Source organism: Polynucleobacter sp. GWA2_45_21, assembly GCF_001830325.1.
Classification (GTDB): domain Bacteria; phylum Pseudomonadota; class Gammaproteobacteria; order Burkholderiales; family Burkholderiaceae; genus Polynucleobacter.
In genome coordinates this window covers 58,341-74,060 of the sequence record NZ_MHZG01000007.1, presented here as the reverse complement: position 1 = coordinate 74,060, position 15,720 = coordinate 58,341, and the positions used below count along the sequence as shown (strand labels likewise).

16 protein-coding genes and 1 pseudogene are annotated in these 15,720 nt (G+C 42.1%); 4 read left to right on the top strand and 13 right to left on the bottom strand.

Going from position 1 to position 15,720, the window contains the following annotated elements:
* Window positions 1–5: 5 nt before the first annotated feature.
* The 3 genes from trmB to A2X74_RS06825 are packed head-to-tail and all read right to left on the bottom strand — an operon-like array spanning window position 6 to window position 2,130.
* Window positions 6–791: a tRNA (guanosine(46)-N7)-methyltransferase TrmB gene (trmB, locus tag A2X74_RS06835; protein WP_293626455.1), complete on the bottom strand. Its 786-nt coding sequence runs from the start codon at window positions 789–791 to the stop codon at window positions 6–8.
* An 18-nt stretch (window positions 792–809) separates the two neighbouring features.
* On the bottom strand, window positions 810–1,268 hold the full coding sequence (locus tag A2X74_RS06830; RefSeq protein WP_293626453.1) for a DUF2721 domain-containing protein: 459 nt from the start codon (window positions 1,266–1,268) through the stop codon (window positions 810–812).
* A gap of 16 nt (window positions 1,269–1,284) precedes the next feature.
* Window positions 1,285–2,130, bottom strand: a complete 846-nt coding sequence (locus A2X74_RS06825; protein ID WP_293626451.1) for an undecaprenyl-diphosphate phosphatase — start codon at window positions 2,128–2,130, stop codon at window positions 1,285–1,287.
* A 118-nt stretch (window positions 2,131–2,248) separates the two neighbouring features.
* On the opposite strand from A2X74_RS06825, the gene A2X74_RS06820 reads away from it, so the two are divergent.
* Window positions 2,249–3,862 carry a TolC family protein gene (locus A2X74_RS06820; RefSeq protein ID WP_293626449.1) on the top strand — a complete coding sequence of 538 codons (1,614 nt, stop codon included), beginning with the start codon at window positions 2,249–2,251 and terminating at the stop codon, window positions 3,860–3,862.
* A 21-nt stretch (window positions 3,863–3,883) separates the two neighbouring features.
* On the opposite strand, the gene waaC is transcribed toward A2X74_RS06820, so the two are convergent.
* From waaC to A2X74_RS06785, 7 genes are read right to left on the bottom strand one after another with little or no spacing between them, the layout of a single operon-like run.
* Window positions 3,884–4,939, bottom strand: a complete 1,056-nt coding sequence (gene waaC / locus A2X74_RS06815) for a lipopolysaccharide heptosyltransferase I (RefSeq protein ID WP_293626446.1) — start codon at window positions 4,937–4,939, stop codon at window positions 3,884–3,886.
* A 41-nt stretch (window positions 4,940–4,980) separates the two neighbouring features.
* Window positions 4,981–5,547, bottom strand: coding sequence for a dTDP-4-dehydrorhamnose 3,5-epimerase (gene rfbC, locus A2X74_RS06810; RefSeq protein ID WP_293626441.1), 567 nt, complete (start codon window positions 5,545–5,547; stop codon window positions 4,981–4,983).
* Window positions 5,531–6,424 (bottom strand): glucose-1-phosphate thymidylyltransferase RfbA, encoded by an 894-nt coding sequence (gene rfbA / locus A2X74_RS06805; RefSeq protein ID WP_293626436.1) that lies wholly within the window; start codon window positions 6,422–6,424, stop codon window positions 5,531–5,533. The genes rfbC and rfbA overlap by 17 nt, the downstream gene beginning before the upstream one ends.
* Window positions 6,425–6,435: 11 nt before the next feature.
* Window positions 6,436–7,422, bottom strand: coding sequence for a dTDP-4-dehydrorhamnose reductase (gene rfbD / locus A2X74_RS06800; protein WP_293626431.1), 987 nt, complete (start codon window positions 7,420–7,422; stop codon window positions 6,436–6,438).
* Between the two features lie 12 nt (window positions 7,423–7,434).
* The gene (rfbB, locus tag A2X74_RS06795) at window positions 7,435–8,493 is read right to left on the bottom strand and encodes a dTDP-glucose 4,6-dehydratase (protein WP_293626429.1); all 1,059 of its coding nucleotides are present in this window, start codon (window positions 8,491–8,493) and stop codon (window positions 7,435–7,437) included.
* A gap of 26 nt (window positions 8,494–8,519) precedes the next feature.
* Window positions 8,520–9,926 (bottom strand): hypothetical protein, encoded by a 1,407-nt coding sequence (locus A2X74_RS06790; RefSeq protein ID WP_293626424.1) that lies wholly within the window; start codon window positions 9,924–9,926, stop codon window positions 8,520–8,522.
* Window positions 9,927–9,930: 4 nt separating this feature from the next.
* The gene (locus A2X74_RS06785; protein ID WP_293626419.1) at window positions 9,931–10,623 is read right to left on the bottom strand and encodes a hypothetical protein; all 693 of its coding nucleotides are present in this window, start codon (window positions 10,621–10,623) and stop codon (window positions 9,931–9,933) included.
* A 102-nt stretch (window positions 10,624–10,725) separates the two neighbouring features.
* Between A2X74_RS06785 and A2X74_RS11005 the strand changes: the two are divergent.
* The 3 genes and pseudogenes from A2X74_RS11005 to A2X74_RS06775 all read left to right on the top strand — a co-directional run.
* Window positions 10,726–11,070: pseudogene (locus A2X74_RS11005) on the top strand (hypothetical protein); the annotation flags it as partial.
* A 75-nt stretch (window positions 11,071–11,145) separates the two neighbouring features.
* Window positions 11,146–11,670 (top strand): glycosyltransferase family 10, encoded by a 525-nt coding sequence (locus tag A2X74_RS06780; RefSeq protein WP_293626415.1) that lies wholly within the window; start codon window positions 11,146–11,148, stop codon window positions 11,668–11,670.
* Between the two features lie 3 nt (window positions 11,671–11,673).
* Window positions 11,674–12,732: a hypothetical protein gene (locus A2X74_RS06775; RefSeq protein WP_293626414.1), complete on the top strand. Its 1,059-nt coding sequence runs from the start codon at window positions 11,674–11,676 to the stop codon at window positions 12,730–12,732.
* A 22-nt stretch (window positions 12,733–12,754) separates the two neighbouring features.
* Here A2X74_RS06775 and A2X74_RS06770 read toward each other — a convergent pair whose 3' ends face one another.
* Genes A2X74_RS06770 through A2X74_RS06760 form a run of 3 tightly spaced genes read right to left on the bottom strand, consistent with a single transcriptional unit; the run spans window position 12,755 to window position 15,710 of the window.
* Window positions 12,755–13,474 carry a glycosyltransferase family 25 protein gene (locus tag A2X74_RS06770; RefSeq protein ID WP_293626413.1) on the bottom strand — a complete coding sequence of 240 codons (720 nt, stop codon included), beginning with the start codon at window positions 13,472–13,474 and terminating at the stop codon, window positions 12,755–12,757.
* Complete coding sequence (locus tag A2X74_RS06765; RefSeq protein WP_299764998.1) at window positions 13,474–14,394, bottom strand: DUF6492 family protein; 921 nt, start codon at window positions 14,392–14,394, stop codon at window positions 13,474–13,476. Before A2X74_RS06765 ends, A2X74_RS06770 begins: the two co-directional genes overlap by 1 nt.
* Window positions 14,385–15,710: a glycosyltransferase gene (locus A2X74_RS06760; protein WP_293626410.1), complete on the bottom strand. Its 1,326-nt coding sequence runs from the start codon at window positions 15,708–15,710 to the stop codon at window positions 14,385–14,387. Before A2X74_RS06760 ends, A2X74_RS06765 begins: the two co-directional genes overlap by 10 nt.
* Window positions 15,711–15,720 lie beyond the last annotated feature (10 nt).

Below are 15,720 nucleotides of genomic sequence, written 5' to 3'. Positions count from 1 at the left end.
CGGCTTTATTTTTTCTTATAAACCAAATCCCATACTCCATGTCCCAACTTGAGACCACGATTTTCAAACTTAGTAATCGGTCGATAAGCTGGTCTCTCAACATATCCCGCTTGCTTTGAGCTCAACTGATCTAAAGTAGGTTTAAATTCTTTCTCAGAATCCCCCTCTTCTGCTACATCATCAGTACTAAAGGTTTCGATCTGCACTTGCTTTACTGAAGTATTCATCAATGCTGGTTCGCTATTTAAAACCAAGAGCATTTGCTCCGCATAGTTATGCCAGTCGGTAGCAAGATGTAAATAGGCCCCGGGCTTTAAACGTGAAACGAGCAACTTCACAAAGTCTGCTTGAATCAGTCTGCGCTTATGGTGGCGCTTTTTATGCCAAGGATCTGCAAAATAAATATGAATACCATCCAAACAATTGGAGGCAAGCATTTTTTCCAAGACTTCAACAGCATCATGTCGAATCAAGCGTAAATTACTGAGGGTATTTTCACCAATCAATTTGAGTAGCGCACCAACACCAGGTGGGTGAACCTCAATAGCCAAAAAGTCATCACTAGGTCTTAATGCGGCAATCTTGGCAGTAGTCTCACCCATACCAAAACCGATCTCTAGAATCTTGGGATGAGAAGATCCTCCAAATGCCTCTTTTAGACAAAGTACCTTGTCCTGAAATGGAATCAAAAACTGGGGACCCAGCTCATCAATCGCTCGCTGTTGACCAGCAGTAGTTCGACCCGCTCTTAAAACAAAAGAGCGAATACGGTCAGTTTTTGTATGGATCACGGAATAAAAATTCTTGCTTTATCTAGCAAATGGTGTGTTCCAGCCAGCGGAACGATATGCAAAGACGACTTCTGCCAAAACAATGGAAAGTGAAGTCATAAAAGAAACTAGGCCCAATACAAAAGTCCAAATAACATAGGTGGCTTGTAAGGAGCGAACTGCACCTGCTTGGAAGAAAAACAGTTCCAATACAGTTAAAGAAATAAATACACCACTGAGAACGTCAAAGAAAATAGCCACAGTACAGAGACGACCTCTAATTTTTGCTTCATCGGCCTCTTTCTTCATATGGCTCAAAATCACTGGATCTTTTATCGAACCCTCTTCAATCTTCTGTTGAATTGCCCGCATACGATCCACCGATCGAGCTAAGCGAGCAGAAATTGCATTAATCAGTGTTGCTACTGCAGTTAACAAAAATACTGGGGCTAGGGCCAGCTGAATATTATTCGTAATTGCGTCTATTGATGCATCCATGATATTTTCACTAATCCTATTGAGACCAAGCCACTAAGCCACTATACGCACTTACCAAGACCAATACTCCAAAGACAATACGATACCAAGCAAATGGAATGAAGTTATGTCCCGCCACATAATGAATTAACCAGCGCACACAGATAAATGCAGAGATAAATGCGGAAATAAACCCCACCACAATTGCCCAAGTAAAATCGCTTGATAGCGCTACGGGATTTTTCCAGAGCTTGAGCAACTCATAGGCTGTAGCGCCACCAATGACTGGAATCGCCAAGAAGAAAGAAAACTCGGTTGCAACAGCGCGTGGCAAACCAAATAACATGCCCCCAATAATCGTTGCTCCAGAACGTGATGTCCCCGGAATCAAAGCAGCGCATTGAGCAAGACCTACCTTAAGAGCATCCATTGACTTAAGATCATCGACCGTTTGAATACGACTTTTCGAAGGATTGACTTTTAGTTGTCGACGCTCTGCCCAAAAAATAATGAGTCCACCAACGATAAAGGCGCTAGCTACGGGGATCGGCGAAAACAAAAGCGCCTTAATGTGTTTACCAAATATGAATGCTAGTCCCATCGCGGGAATCGACGCAATAATCAAATTGAAAACAAATCGACGTGAGGCAGTACTAGTCTTAATGGTTGTAGCTACTTTCCAAAGCTTTTCCCGAAACTCCCAGCAAACCGCCAAAATAGCGCCGAACTGAATAATCACCTCAAATGCTTTACCTCGCTCGTCATTAAAGTCGAGTAAATCACCCACCAAAATCAGATGCCCCGTACTGGAGATCGGCAAAAACTCAGTTAAGCCCTCCACTACCCCCAGTAATACCGCCTTGCCTAGCAAAATAAGATCCATGCCCTCAATTTTATAGATAGATGAAGTCGTGGAGACGATTTGGCAAAATAAGAGTCAATTAAGGCAATTTACGCAAATAAGCCTTAAACTGCATGGCACACAAAATTATCTAAATGAGATGACTGAGCACCGCTTTAAAACCCTAAAACTGAGTACCTTAGGCTTACTCCTGAGCCCAGTACTCGGATTGGGTGCCTTATGGCCAAATGCGCTGGCGCAAAGCGCAAACGGGGCTAAACCTTCTCTCCCTAGCCGTGTTACTACGCAATCCTTGACTGGCTTAGAGATGCCACCGCAAATGGTCTTAGCTGCCAAGCCAGCTATTCCTAGTAATGTGGCACCCTCCAATGTTTCTGGAGGCAATGTGGCCAATACTGAAGGGGCCACAGATCTTATTCGCTTGTACCAAGAAGCTGCTTTTAGTGACCCTGTCTTAAATGCTGCCCGCTTTAACTATCAAGCGAGCAAAGAGTTGTACTGGCAAGGACTCTCGCTCTTGTTGCCGCAAGCAAATGCTGTACCTGGTGGTACCCGCTACTTTCAGCATACCGCTGGTAATGCGCCACCTGGAGCAGTTACAGGTTCGAGAGTATATGACCAGAAAAACTATACAGTTACTCTAACCCAACCTGTATTTAATATTGCAGCTCTAGAAGCATTCAAACAGGGTGATCTCAATACCAAGATTGCCGATATGCGCTTTTATTCTGCGCAACAAGATTTAATCATTCGAGTTTCACAAGCGTATTTTGATGCGCTGACAAGTCAAGATAATGTCGAGTTGTATCGCAATAAAAAAAGCTTGATTACCCAACAACTCGAAATTGCCCAAGCAAAATTTGATGCAGGCCTTGCAACCGTTGTTGATATCAACACTGCTCAAGCTGCTTTGGACCTAGCGAACTCTCAAGAAATTGCAGCGCAAGCGGACTTAATCGTCAAACGCGGAGTATTGGAGCAATTAGTTGGGCGCCCTGTTGGCCCAATAAAGCCCTTAACCAAAGAGGCTAAAATCGATGGTGTTTTAAAAGATCCGCGCGCTAAAAATAAAGATAGCAACGGTATTCCGATTGCCGATAGTGTGAACCCAGTACTCCCCAAAGGTCAGACTTTGGAGGACTGGATTCATCAGGCAGAGGTAGCGAACTTCAATGTTTTAGCAGGCCAACTATCAGTGAACTTAGCAGAGAGCAATTACAAAGCCTCACAAGCATTGAACTACCCTTCAGTCAATTTTGTAGGAACTGCAGGCTACAACACCTCTAATGGAACAGCTAATAGTTTGACGCCAGCACAAACCAATATCTATAACAACACTATTGCCCTACAGATGACTATTCCCCTAGTTTCTGGTGGATATAACAGCTCCTTGATTCGTCAAAATGCAGCCCTTTTAGATGCCGCCAAAGCAAACTACGATAACTACCGCCGCACAGCTGCACAAAATACACGCGCTGCGTTTACCGGATTTTACGGCGGCTTGGCTAGCGTTAAAGCATTTGAAGCCGCTGAGCGCTCGTCGACTTCAGCACTAGACTCTAGCAAGCTAGGCTTTCAAGTGGGCACATTAATCAACATTGATGTATTGATTGCTTTGGACACAGTAATTACCACTCGCTCGCAACTACAGCAAGCACGCTACAACACGATTCTCAATGCGATTAAATTAAAGGCTCATGCCGCAGCCCTATCAGACGAAGATCTGATTGCTATCAATACCTTGCTACGTTGAGAATTAATAATCGGTAAATATTTAAGCTTGATTGAGAAGCTTTATTGATGCGTTCAGAACCTCGTTAACGCCCGGAGAATTTTGCATATCTCCTAGATTGCAAATTCGATTTGACCAGTAACCTTCGGTTTTCCAGCGAGGAGAATCACAATAGATTTCAACGGTTGGCTTACCCAGAACTGCAGCAAGATGGGTTAAACCTGTATCTACCCCAACCGTTAAGGAAGCGCCAGCAATCACTGAAAAAGCCTCCTCAATAGAAAAGGCAGATGGCACAAACGCATTGGGAATCTGAGCCCCTATCGACTGGCTAACCAACTGCTCGGCAGGACTTCCCCAAGGAAGAACCACTTGATAGCCAAGGGCTGCAAATTCTTTTCCGAGAGCAACCCAATTAGCCTCTGACCAACGCTTTGCAGCTCTCGCAGTAGAGTGAAAACAGAGAACATAGGGTTGATGTAAACCACTCACCTTTGAATTCGGTATGCGCTGAATGAATGATGGCGGATAAAACCTAGGTGGGTCATTGCGCTCTAATAAGGGCCAGTCTAGGGCTGAACACATCACCCAACGCGAGCGATCTACTGCATGGCATTTTTTTGGAACCTGCACAGACTGGTTATAAAACGACCTTGCTAATGGCTCATACCCAGAAAACTCAGTCGCATTAGCGAGCCCTGCCACTACCGCATCAGGCATTTTCTTTGCTATGGCGCATACCAAAGCAGATTTTAATAAGCCTTGTGTCTCAATGAGTACATCATAAGTAGTTTGCTGAAGTGATTTACGAAAGGCAAAAAACTCTCTCCAAGTAGATAACTTAAAAAGATGTTTTTTCCAGCGACGTAGGCCAAAAGGAATGATGCGATCAATCCCTCTAAATCCTTCGCGAGTTATTAGTGGCTCTAGCAAATGCACATACCCCTCTTCAACCACCCAATCAATTTGTGCATTAGGCAGTCGCGCCCGCAAATCCCAAACAAGCGGAAGGTTATGGAGCACATCCCCCAAAGAGGATAGTTTTACCAATAAAACTTTAGGGTTTTTGGAAGAAGAGTTAGAAGGAGCATTGCTCATACGAGCATTATCTTATCTTTTAAATCTTGCCCCAGAAATACTCAGAATTTTGGGGCATCTTCCCAGCTAAGTCCTGCAGTATCTTTAGCATTCATATTGGGCTGAACTCCAACTGGCAGTGGCCACTCAATCCCCACCTTTGGGTCATTCCAAGCAAGACAAGCCTCACTTTGCGGATGATAGTAATCCGTCGTCTTATACAGAAACTCTGCAGTTTCAGATAAGACTAAAAAACCATGAGCTAGGCCGGGTGGTATCCATAATTGCTTGTGATTTTGCGCACTAAGCTCAACACCCACCCATTTGCCATAAGTTGGCGAGTCTTTACGGATATCTACAACTACATCATAGACACTACCAGCAACCACGCGCACCAACTTACCTTGCGTTTGCTCTAGCTGATAGTGCAAACCACGCAAGGTCCATTGACGAGAAAAAGAATGGTTGTCCTGAACAAACTCGATATTCAGGCCAGTAGCTTTTGAAAAATCGATTGCATTAAAAGATTCTGTAAACCAGCCACGTTCATCACCAAATACTTTTGGCTCAATCAGCAGCACATCATGAATGGATGTGGGTGTTACTTGAAGCTTAGAAGAGGAATTCATTGAGAATCTTATTTAGGTACTGGCCATAACTATTTTTACTGAGTTGATTTGCTACCTTCAGAACATCTTCAGCGCTGATCCAGCCTTGGCGATAGGCAATCTCTTCAGGACATGCCACCATCAAACCTTGGCGCTTTTGGAGGGTTGCAATAAAACCAGCAGCATCAAGCAAAGAATCATGCGTACCAGTATCTAACCAAGCAAAACCACGGCCCATAATCTCAACACTGAGCTCATTCTTTTCAAGATAAACGCGGTTCACATCCGTAATTTCTAACTCGCCACGAGCGCTAGGTTTTATTGAAGCAGCAATATCGCACACTTGATTGTCATAGAAATATAGACCGGTGACCGCATAACTACTTCTGGGCTTTAGAGGCTTCTCTTCAATAGACAAAGCCTTGTAGTTTTTATCAAACTCAACGACACCATAACGCTCCGGATCATTAACGTGGTAAGCAAATACTGTTGCCCCATTGTTTCTGTCATTTGCACTATCGAGCTGATCGACTAACTCATGGCCATAAAAAATATTGTCCCCAAGCACTAGAGCGCTTGGATTATTTCCAACGAAATGTTTACCTAAAGTAAATGCTTGCGCTAAACCATCTGGTGAGGGCTGAACACAATACTCGATATTTAGGCCCCACTGAGAACCATCACCCAATAATTCAGAAAAGCGTGGGGTATCGTGCGGCGTTGAAATCAGCAAGATGTCCCGTATGCCCGCCAACATCAAAGTGCTCAATGGGTAGTAGACCATAGGCTTGTCGTACACCGGCATTAATTGTTTGGATACCGCCTGAGTCACTGGGTACAAGCGAGTTCCCGAGCCTCCCGCCAAAATAATGCCTTTACGCTGAGTTTGATTTACCACTCTAGATCTCTCTATATAAGCCCATTTTGAACGAGATTTCGAACATAGCTTCGAACCGCTTCATCCCATGGTTGATTTAATAGCTGTAATTTTGACATATCACCATCAGGCTCCAATACTTTGCGCAGCTTATCTGTCGACATCCGAGAATTCATAGGCCTAGGAGCGGGCAATGGGTACTCAGTTGCAGGGATCGGATCTATATTTTTGGGGGTTAATTTCAGAGAAAAGCCAGCGTCAAGAGCAGTCTGAACAGCAAAAGTTGCCAACTCATACCAATTTGTCTGACCTGCAGGTACTGCGTGATAAATGCCTGAGGGGAAGACTTTTAAGCTGCCTTGCTGATCAATGATAAGACCTAGGCTAATTTGTACTAACCATTGAGCGCTGGTGGGAACGCCATACTGATCATCTATAACCCGCAACTCCGCTCGATCTTTAGCTAAGCGCAAAATGGTCCGAATGAAGTTTCCACCATCGCCATACACCCAGCTGGTTCGAAAAATGACGTATTGACCTATTTTCCCTGTCTTCTGATTGCTTGGTTTAGCGAATGCCCTGACGATTGCCTCTTCGCCAGCAGCCTTACTTTTTCCATAAATTCCCAAGGGATTGCGAATGTCATCCTCTAAATAGAAGCCGTACTTTTCTCCGTCAAAAACATAATCGCTTGAATAGTGCAGAAAAGTTGCCCCATGGCTTGCTGCATACTCTGCCATGATTTCTGGGGCTCTCGCATTCACAGCAAATGCCAAATCCACTTCTGTCTGTGCTTTATCAACGGCAGTGTATGCCGAGGCATTGATAATGAGATTAGGTTGAAATTCATTCAGCAGACCGGCGATAGACTGTTCATCTGCCAGATCGCATTGGGCACGCCCAACATATTGCACCGAGGTCTTGCTGTTCGCCGCCGGAGGATGCGACAAATAGTCATCCAAAGCAAGATGGAAGGCTTTGCCTAACTGACCATCTTTACCAAAGACTAAAATTTTCATAGGGCTAGATATCTAGTTGTACTGCTTAGAAAGCCAGTCGCGATAAGACCCGCTCACTACACCCTCAATCCATGCTGGGTTATCAAGATACCATTGCACCGTTTTACGAATTCCTGAATCAAAGGTTTCCGCAGGACGCCAACCTAACTCGCGCTCCACTTTGCTGGCATCAATAGCATAACGACGATCATGACCTGGACGGTCTTTGACAAATGTAATTTGCTCTTCATAGGACCTTCCATCAGAGCGTGGCTTTAACTCATCTAAGATTCTACAAATGGTTTTGACCACATCGATATTGGCTTTTTCATTCCAACCACCAATATTGTATGTTTCGCCCAATTTGCCTTTTGCCAACACTTCTCGTATCGCCGAGCAATGATCTTTGACATAGAGCCAATCTCGAATTTGTTGCCCATCTCCATAAATTGGCAATGGCTTGCCATTCAGGGCATTAAGAATGACTAATGGAATTAATTTCTCTGGAAAATGATATGGGCCATAGTTATTAGAACAGTTCGTAGTCAACACCGGAAAGCCATAGGTATGAAACCACGCGCGCACTAAATGATCAGACGCAGCCTTTGAAGCAGAATAAGGGCTATTTGGCTCATATGGATTAGTCTCTGTAAACGCAGGATCGGTCAAAGATAGCGAGCCATAAACCTCATCAGTGGAGACATGGTGAAAGCGGAATTGCTTCTTAGCAGAATCTTCCAACCCATTCCAATATTCACGAGCACATTCTAATAAGTTAAATGTACCTACGATATTGGTGGTGACAAACTCAGCCGGCCCATGAATGGACCTGTCGACATGACTTTCTGCGGCAAAGTTCACAATTGCGCGAGGCTGATGCTCTTTCAATAACGTCGTCACCAGATCTTTATCGCTAATATCACCATGCACGAAAACATGACGAGGGTCACCCTTGAGAGGCTCAAGGGTTGCCAGATTGCCGGCATAGGTGAGTTTATCTAGATTAACAACACCCTCGGCACTAGGGTTTGCTAGCCAATCTAATACAAAATTTCCACCAATAAAACCGGCTCCGCCAGTAACTAAAATCATTTTTTACCTTTGTTTACCCTATCTGTCTACCTTACTAAATTATCTTTGATATTTAAATTTTCATACTTAATTCCCCGAATGCCAACAACTGAGGTCGCAGCAAATGCAATGAAAAATATCAATATTTCAAAATTATGCTTGTAACAAATTTCAGCCACCATTCCAAAAGGAATAAGTCCTACGGACAACCATGCACCGATTAAACCGAATTGACCGCCATGCCAGAAGCCCATGCAAATAATCAATAGAAAGATTAAGGCCATAATGACAAGCCCAGGTATGCCAAAAGCAAGCCCAAAATCAATCCAACCACTATGCGTCTGACTCTCAAGCTCTTGCTCAACCTTGGCATGCTTGAGCATGCCAACAAAAGAACGATTGATTGATCCATAACCTAAGGGATACTTGAATATTAAAATTATTCCTTCAGTAGCCCAAGCAACTCGCTCATATGTATTACCGGCAACATTAGTACCCGAGCTGTTTTTTGGGAAATTTTCTCCTGTTACTTTATTCCAGTGTTGGGCGTTATATCGCCAATAATTATGTTTGTCTAGCTGAGATGAAATACTCATATCCTCCCATAATGTTCCCCAACCCTGAGAGGCAAACTTTGAATGGGCTTTCCACCCAGAAAATAAGAGTAAAAAAATAAACAGGGTAGTAATTAGCAGACTTAAATTAGATTGATTTTTATTTAATTGAGCTTTGACGATAAGAATAAGTCCAAGCAATAGACACAAACCTAGCGCAACCGCTACTCCGTTTTTTGTATTGGCAACTAAGGAAGAAACTACTGCAATGCTAATTCCAAAAAACCAAAATAAAATAATGAAAGTGTTTTTTTTGTTCAATTGTTTTTCTAATAAATAAAGAAGGTTGGCACATGCAATTGCAATCGCTATAACTCCAAAAAAGGCTGCCTCAATCTTCTTAAAAACAAATGCCGTAACAAAATCTACCGGCAAAATAAAACTGCCAGATTTATAACTTATGTAGAAATATGCAATCAAATTTATGGTCGAAACAATAAATAAGGAGATAAAGAAGTAAGGGCGTAGAAAAGAATTAGTTCTTAAGGCAATACTTAATCCTATTGCAATGATTGATCCTGCTAAAGCCCGTAGCCAAATACTTTTTAACTCTTGTAATTCGAGCTGTGGATTCAAAGAAAAAAAGGTGTAATGTATAAGCGCCCAAATAAAGATCAACGAAAATAAAATTAAGGGTGCCATTTCCAGTAATCTACGACTCTTAAAAAACTTCGTTTTTGAAATCACAGCAATGGAACCAACTAAGCCCGTCCCGAGAAGAATGTGCCTCAAGGCAATGGTATTTGGTAAAACCCAGACGGTCAGTAGACCTATTGCTGAAGCCACACAAACAATAGAAAAATACTGTAAAGATTTAGATTGGCTGTAAGAAAAATTCATAACTCTAGAGTCTATCTTTATTTTTTAGATAGAAGGGCTCATATGGATACTGCTTTTCATCTGACAGAATTTGATTGACCCTCTTATCAAACATTCCCTTATATCCACCGAATAAGCTTGTCTTATATTTTTCTTTTTGAATAAAATCACGATTAAATTTTGAGGCAGTTCTGATACCTTTGGTATAACCATCATCCGCCAAATCAGATTGCACATTGTCAATTAAATTAATATCTACAGCTGGGATTTCACGTTTGTATTTTTTATAGAAACGCCAATAGAAATCTCCGTCTTCTTCGCCAAGGCCCAAAAGACGTTCATCAAAAAAACCTACTTCAATCAACTCATGCTTATCTAGAATGAAATGGGAAAAGCTGCCATTGATTTTGAAAGTTCCTGAATTTTTAGCTAACGCGGACTCTAGAAGATCAAAAAAACATTCATTATTCCCTGATTGAATCTCAAGATCATCATTTAATATCAATACTCGATTATTGCTAGCTGTTAACGCACCACGATTCCAAAGCTTAGCCAGCGACTGAAAATTTGGAAACACCGTTGGAAACACCTTTGGAAATTTAGAGAGGTAAGACAAAATACTAGAGCGATAGGCTTCATCAAAGACCCCCTTAGCAGGGCCATTGATTGTGACAATTACCTCAACATCTGGCCGCTGTGACTTAATTTGAGCAATCAAGGGTACCAAGAATGCTTCAAATCGCTTATCAAAAGTGGTAATGACTACTGAATATGGATACTGGGCAGATGACTCAGACATAAAATAATTTAGTATTAGGGAATGAGAAGCGTACGAATTTCAACTATCGGTTGCCCAATTGATTATTCACAAAGCTTGCTTCCAATTATCGCTCAAAGCCTGGGTTATCAAATAGATTGGGTGACCCCAAATCAGGCAGATTTGTTGATATTGGGGCCTTTTATGAGGCCTGATTCCAAAAAACTGAGATGGTGCCCCAAACCACTGAGGTCAACAGTAAATTCTGTTTTTAAGCTAGCACCTGCCAAGAACAACTCAGCACTAAGGGTTTTCCATAGCGCAGAGAACCTTCGCCATGACACCGTTCCAGCCGATTACAGCATTTCTTTTGATTTAAATATTTCTTCGGATCGGTATTTTCGCCTTCCCTATTGGATGGAGATGCTTGATTGGTCCCACGAGGGAATCGTCGATAACCGAAATCCCCGTTATGGAAAATTAATGGATATTCAGCGCCTAATGCAGCCATTAGGAAAGCGTTTTTTAGAAAAGAGACGTGTTGTCGCTTTCCTAAGCTCACATATAAGAGAGCCTAGAAAAACCCTCTATGAGGCAGTACAAAAAGTAATCCCTATCAAGGGTTTTGGCGCACACTTCGATAAAACCATTAAAAATCATCATCTCAGTAATTTTTTAAAATATGAGCTACTACAAGAATATGGTTTTAATCTTTGTCCAGAAAATGGCATGTACCCCGGGTACTACACCGAAAAAATTCCGGAAGCTTTCTTTGCCGAATGTCTACCCATTACGTGGACAGATGAGAACGTCAAAATTGACTTTAATCCCGAGGCATTTATTAATCTTGGGCCAATGAGCTGGTGTAACTATGCACCCCTTGCTGAAATAATTAACTCGCCCCAGAGGTTGCTAGCTTACTCCTCCCAAGCCCTGTTATTGAATGCCCCAAGTATTTTGCCCTTTCGAGAATTTGTAAAACGAATGCTTGAAGATGCCACCTCGTAACAAATGAAACTTGGCTTTCACACCAATGGGCTTTCGCTACGGGGAACGGAGATTGCCCTCTACGATTATGCTCACAATAATCAACAGTTATTAGGCAATGAGTCGGTTATCTTTTATCGCAAAAATAATTTAGTAGTTCAATCTGTATTGGAAAAATTTTCTAAGCAATTTAAGTTGTGCCCCTATGATGGGCAAACTGAACTTAATCGCCTCATTGAGCAAGAAAAAATTGATCTAACATACTTTATTAAGTCTGGTGAGCGTGATGACGCCATATGCGAAAGCTCACCTGCGTTAATTCATGCGGTATTTCCAACAAAACCAGAAGAATTTCATGGGGATAAATACGCTTTTGTCTCTCAATGGCTTTCCAAAGAATATTCTAATAACAAAATTCCATTTGTGCCCCACATGATTGAATTGCCAGAAGTAACTGGCAATCTGCGATCAAGCTTAGGCATACCCGAAACAGCCACAGTATTGGGTTGGTATGGAGGCTCTGATAGCTTTAATCTTGACTTTGTTAAAAAAGCTGTCTTATCTGCAGTAGAGCGGCGCAGTGATCTCTATTTTCTATTTATGAATATGGATTCCTTTGCTCAGCATGAAAATTTGATATTTTTACCCGGCAATTCAGACCTCAACTACAAGGTGAAATTTATCAATACCTGTGATGGCATGCTACATGCAAGAGGAATTGGTGAAAGCTTTGGGCTCGCTTGTGGTGAATTTTCCATTAAAGGAAAGCCTGTAATTACCTATGCGCTCTCCCCTCAGCGCAGTCATATTGATATTTTGGGTGATAAAGCAATTCTCTACAAGGGCAAAAAAGATTTAGCAGAAATTTTTGACAGCTTTACTCGCCAAATACAGAATGAGAAAAACTGGGATGCCTATTCGCAGAATTTCTCCGCTAAAGTCATCATGCGTCAATTCGATGAGGTCTTTATTAAGGGGAAAAACCTTAGCGAAATTCAGATGTCCTCAATAGATCGTCTAGTAATTCAAAAATACCGCCTTGAACGAAAGCTACGAAACCTACAGAAAAAACTCTACCTATAAATAGGCTATGCGTTGGTTTTCCCTATTTAGGAAACCAAGGATTTGTTGAGAACCAGCGATCAAAGACCCGCATTACCGATCTTTTTAGCTTACCCCAACCTCGTATTGGCAGTCTGCCCGGCCTATCCGCAATAGTCGTTTCTACACCTGTAATGTCAACTGGATAGGGGCTTATTGCTAAAAACTCCAAATGATGCTTTTGACGATGCTCTAAAAAATGATCCAAGGGCTCATAAATATCGCAAGATGCATTAAGTAGTACTTGTGCAGCTCTTGGCTTCAAAAGATAGGCTGTAGCGCCCACTGCATCCCCAGCATTTTTTACCAGAGCAAACTCTCCATTGCCCTGAATGTGCTCTTGGGGAACATCACTTAAGCCCTGAAGCCTAACTGCGTCCCAGTTACTACACTCATTTACCAAAAAATGAATTGCCCTCTCAAAGTGGGGAAGTAAACAAAAATCATCCTCAAAAATAATTGTTGAAATATTTTTATCAACACAATCTTGCCAAGCTTTTTTATGCGACAAAAAACATCCTAGTTCATTGGGGGTTAATTCAAACCCAAGTAATTTTTTTACTTTTCTAGGTTGATATTCTTTGGGGATAGAGCTTAGTGCAGAGCCCCGAACAGCATCCAAAAAACGCCAATTTAAAGCAGTTTTATCTAGCTCTGATTTCACTTTTTTCTGGCGAGCATCTGAGTCAGCCAATGAAATAACTAAACCCTGAATATCTAACATTAGAAATAACTCTGCAAATAACGCAAAAATCTTTTGCTACGTTTTAATAGACGGGGTGGCAGAGATTTCTGATCACCCACTGCATTCATATTAGATTCCCAGTTAGACTGATACAAGACACCAAGATAATTTGATTTGAGCTTTTCCTCATTTTCGCCTAGACGCCTCATCAAGAAATACTGCCAATCGTAGTGATAGACCCTAAATAAAGGCTCAATGGCGATCAAAGGAATAGCTCGATACTTTAGCAAGGCCTCACCATAAATTAAAGTCTCAGGATAATCAGGTATTTTTATATCCCAGATTGTTAGCCCTTTGGGTTTTAAATAATGTTGATCAAAAGACTCCCAAACTTTTGCTGACCAAATAAATGGGGCTGGTGCACAATAAAATTCCGGTCCCGATCTTTCAAATAATGCCTGCACTTTTTGTGCCTCTGATTTCAAATTGGCCTGCACTCTAGAATGACCCCGATTTTGAGCAAGCTGGAAATATTCTTTATTTTGATGAAGCACCGTAAATGGAATGCCATCAGATCCCATGAAATCAGACAAAAAAAATGGTCGGATAAATACGCAATCCGAATCCAGACATAAATAATTTTTTGCTAAATTCATCCTCCAAAACTCGGATTTCACAATAGCCTGTGATGAACTACCGGGCATCGCCTGATATTTGTCTAAAGAGGCACTTGGATTAGCAGTAACAATTTCCTCGTCTGCAATCCACTGATAGTTACCTAGATTTCCCAGTATCTGATCCAATAAACCTTTATCAGCTCTGGGGGTCGAAATGTAAAACGGTAAGCCATCTTTATTAAATTGCTCAATAGATGAAAGCAGCCTCTTAAGACGCAAAAAATCATTGCGATATGACTTGCAGTAGAGGACGAAGTCTTTCAATCGATTTCCTATTTGCATTCAATCTCAGACAGAATTCTCTCAACTGCCTGATCAACCCCCAATGGAAGCCATTTTGGCTCAATTAAGCGGTGCTCCTGCCAGTCTAACCAAATTCTTTCAAGCGCCATCTCAATTCCAGCGGTATCACCCTCATGACTTAAATAGGCACCTCGTGCATCAAGCATTTCGTCAAGCTGAGGATTTCTATGGGTAATTCCCCAAATGGGGCGTCCAGTCCACAAATATTCATAAAATTTGGAGGGAATGTACTCAGCACACCACTCATCATTGCCATGAAGCAAAATCAATACGTCAGCTTCTTGCATTTTTTCAACCACTCTCGCGCGACCAGATTTACCAGAAGTAGGATCCCTTTCAAGACGGCCATGAGCAATCAGTATATCTGTATACCCCAGTCGGTTTAATGCCTCTACTGTTAACACATCCAAGGCGGCGCCATAGGCATGCACGCGAATATGTTCTCTAGCGTTTGGATATTTCCGAAATAATCCCTCTAGAGCATTTAAGATAGTAGAGAGTGAGCGATCTTTTGCTAAAGATCCCGAGTGAGATAAATTTAACGTATCACTGTATACATGAGGCTTTGCAGCAGATAAACCTCCAGGGGGCTCTGCACCCGGAAGCACCATAAAACCGTGGGCATTACCTACCGTATTTAAATTTGGGTTTCTAGCTTTCGCATAGTGCACGGCTCCATCGGTAAACCACCAAGCAAAATCAGCATGACGAATGATTTGTCTTTCTAAATAATGCCGAAAGCGTGCATCTCTATTTTTTGGCTCCTCGGAGCCCTCATCAACCGGACTCTTGCGAATGACTAAAGGATCATGAATCTCAACAATCCACTTAACGCCAGTAAACTGCTTTAACCATAGTCCCGCTAAGTGCGCCGACCAAGCCCCGCCTGTTGAATAAACAAGATCAATCTTTTGAGAGCGAATTAATTTATAACCATGTATAAATGCAGGCATTGCCCAAGACCATTGACTTGAATATCCTAAGATCAATTTCTCAAGGCCAATAAAAGGGGCTAATAAGATTGAGACAGTTCTTGTCAATAGCTTATAGATAAAGCCCCTACCATATTGGTTCGCAATCCAATGACGAAAGTCAAACCTAAATGCTGCAGGGCCCCAAGCTAAGAATTGACGATGCGGAAAGCGTTGGTCTTTGATTCCAGTAATTGCACTAAACACTACAGGTGCTACGCCAGCAGACAAGAGATAGGGCATCTTGTCCGTAATTGTCTGACTAGAAGCACGTCCATCCATATTAAAACCATGAGACAGAATTAACCAGTTCTTTTTTTGCATTAGCGCTATT

What these genes read in the sequence shown, in the direction of transcription:
- A2X74_RS06830 (WP_293626453.1), bottom strand. Translation starts at nt 1,268, where the DNA reads ATGGATGCATCAATAGACGCAATTACGAATAATATTCAGCTGGCCCTA.
- A2X74_RS06825 (WP_293626451.1), bottom strand. Translation starts at nt 2,130, where the DNA reads ATGGATCTTATTTTGCTAGGCAAGGCGGTATTACTGGGGGTAGTGGAG.
- A2X74_RS06820 (WP_293626449.1), top strand. Translation starts at nt 2,249, where the DNA reads ATGACTGAGCACCGCTTTAAAACCCTAAAACTGAGTACCTTAGGCTTA.
- waaC (WP_293626446.1), bottom strand. Translation starts at nt 4,939, where the DNA reads ATGAGCAATGCTCCTTCTAACTCTTCTTCCAAAAACCCTAAAGTTTTA.
- rfbC (WP_293626441.1), bottom strand. Translation starts at nt 5,547, where the DNA reads ATGAATTCCTCTTCTAAGCTTCAAGTAACACCCACATCCATTCATGAT.
- rfbD (WP_293626431.1), bottom strand. Translation starts at nt 7,422, where the DNA reads ATGAAAATTTTAGTCTTTGGTAAAGATGGTCAGTTAGGCAAAGCCTTC.
- rfbB (WP_293626429.1), bottom strand. Translation starts at nt 8,493, where the DNA reads ATGATTTTAGTTACTGGCGGAGCCGGTTTTATTGGTGGAAATTTTGTA.
- A2X74_RS06790 (WP_293626424.1), bottom strand. Translation starts at nt 9,926, where the DNA reads ATGAATTTTTCTTACAGCCAATCTAAATCTTTACAGTATTTTTCTATT.
- A2X74_RS06780 (WP_293626415.1), top strand. Translation starts at nt 11,146, where the DNA reads ATGGATATTCAGCGCCTAATGCAGCCATTAGGAAAGCGTTTTTTAGAA.
- A2X74_RS06775 (WP_293626414.1), top strand. Translation starts at nt 11,674, where the DNA reads ATGAAACTTGGCTTTCACACCAATGGGCTTTCGCTACGGGGAACGGAG.
- A2X74_RS06770 (WP_293626413.1), bottom strand. Translation starts at nt 13,474, where the DNA reads ATGTTAGATATTCAGGGTTTAGTTATTTCATTGGCTGACTCAGATGCT.
- A2X74_RS06765 (WP_299764998.1), bottom strand. Translation starts at nt 14,394, where the DNA reads ATGCAAATAGGAAATCGATTGAAAGACTTCGTCCTCTACTGCAAGTCA.
- A2X74_RS06760 (WP_293626410.1), bottom strand. Translation starts at nt 15,710, where the DNA reads ATGCAAAAAAAGAACTGGTTAATTCTGTCTCATGGTTTTAATATGGAT.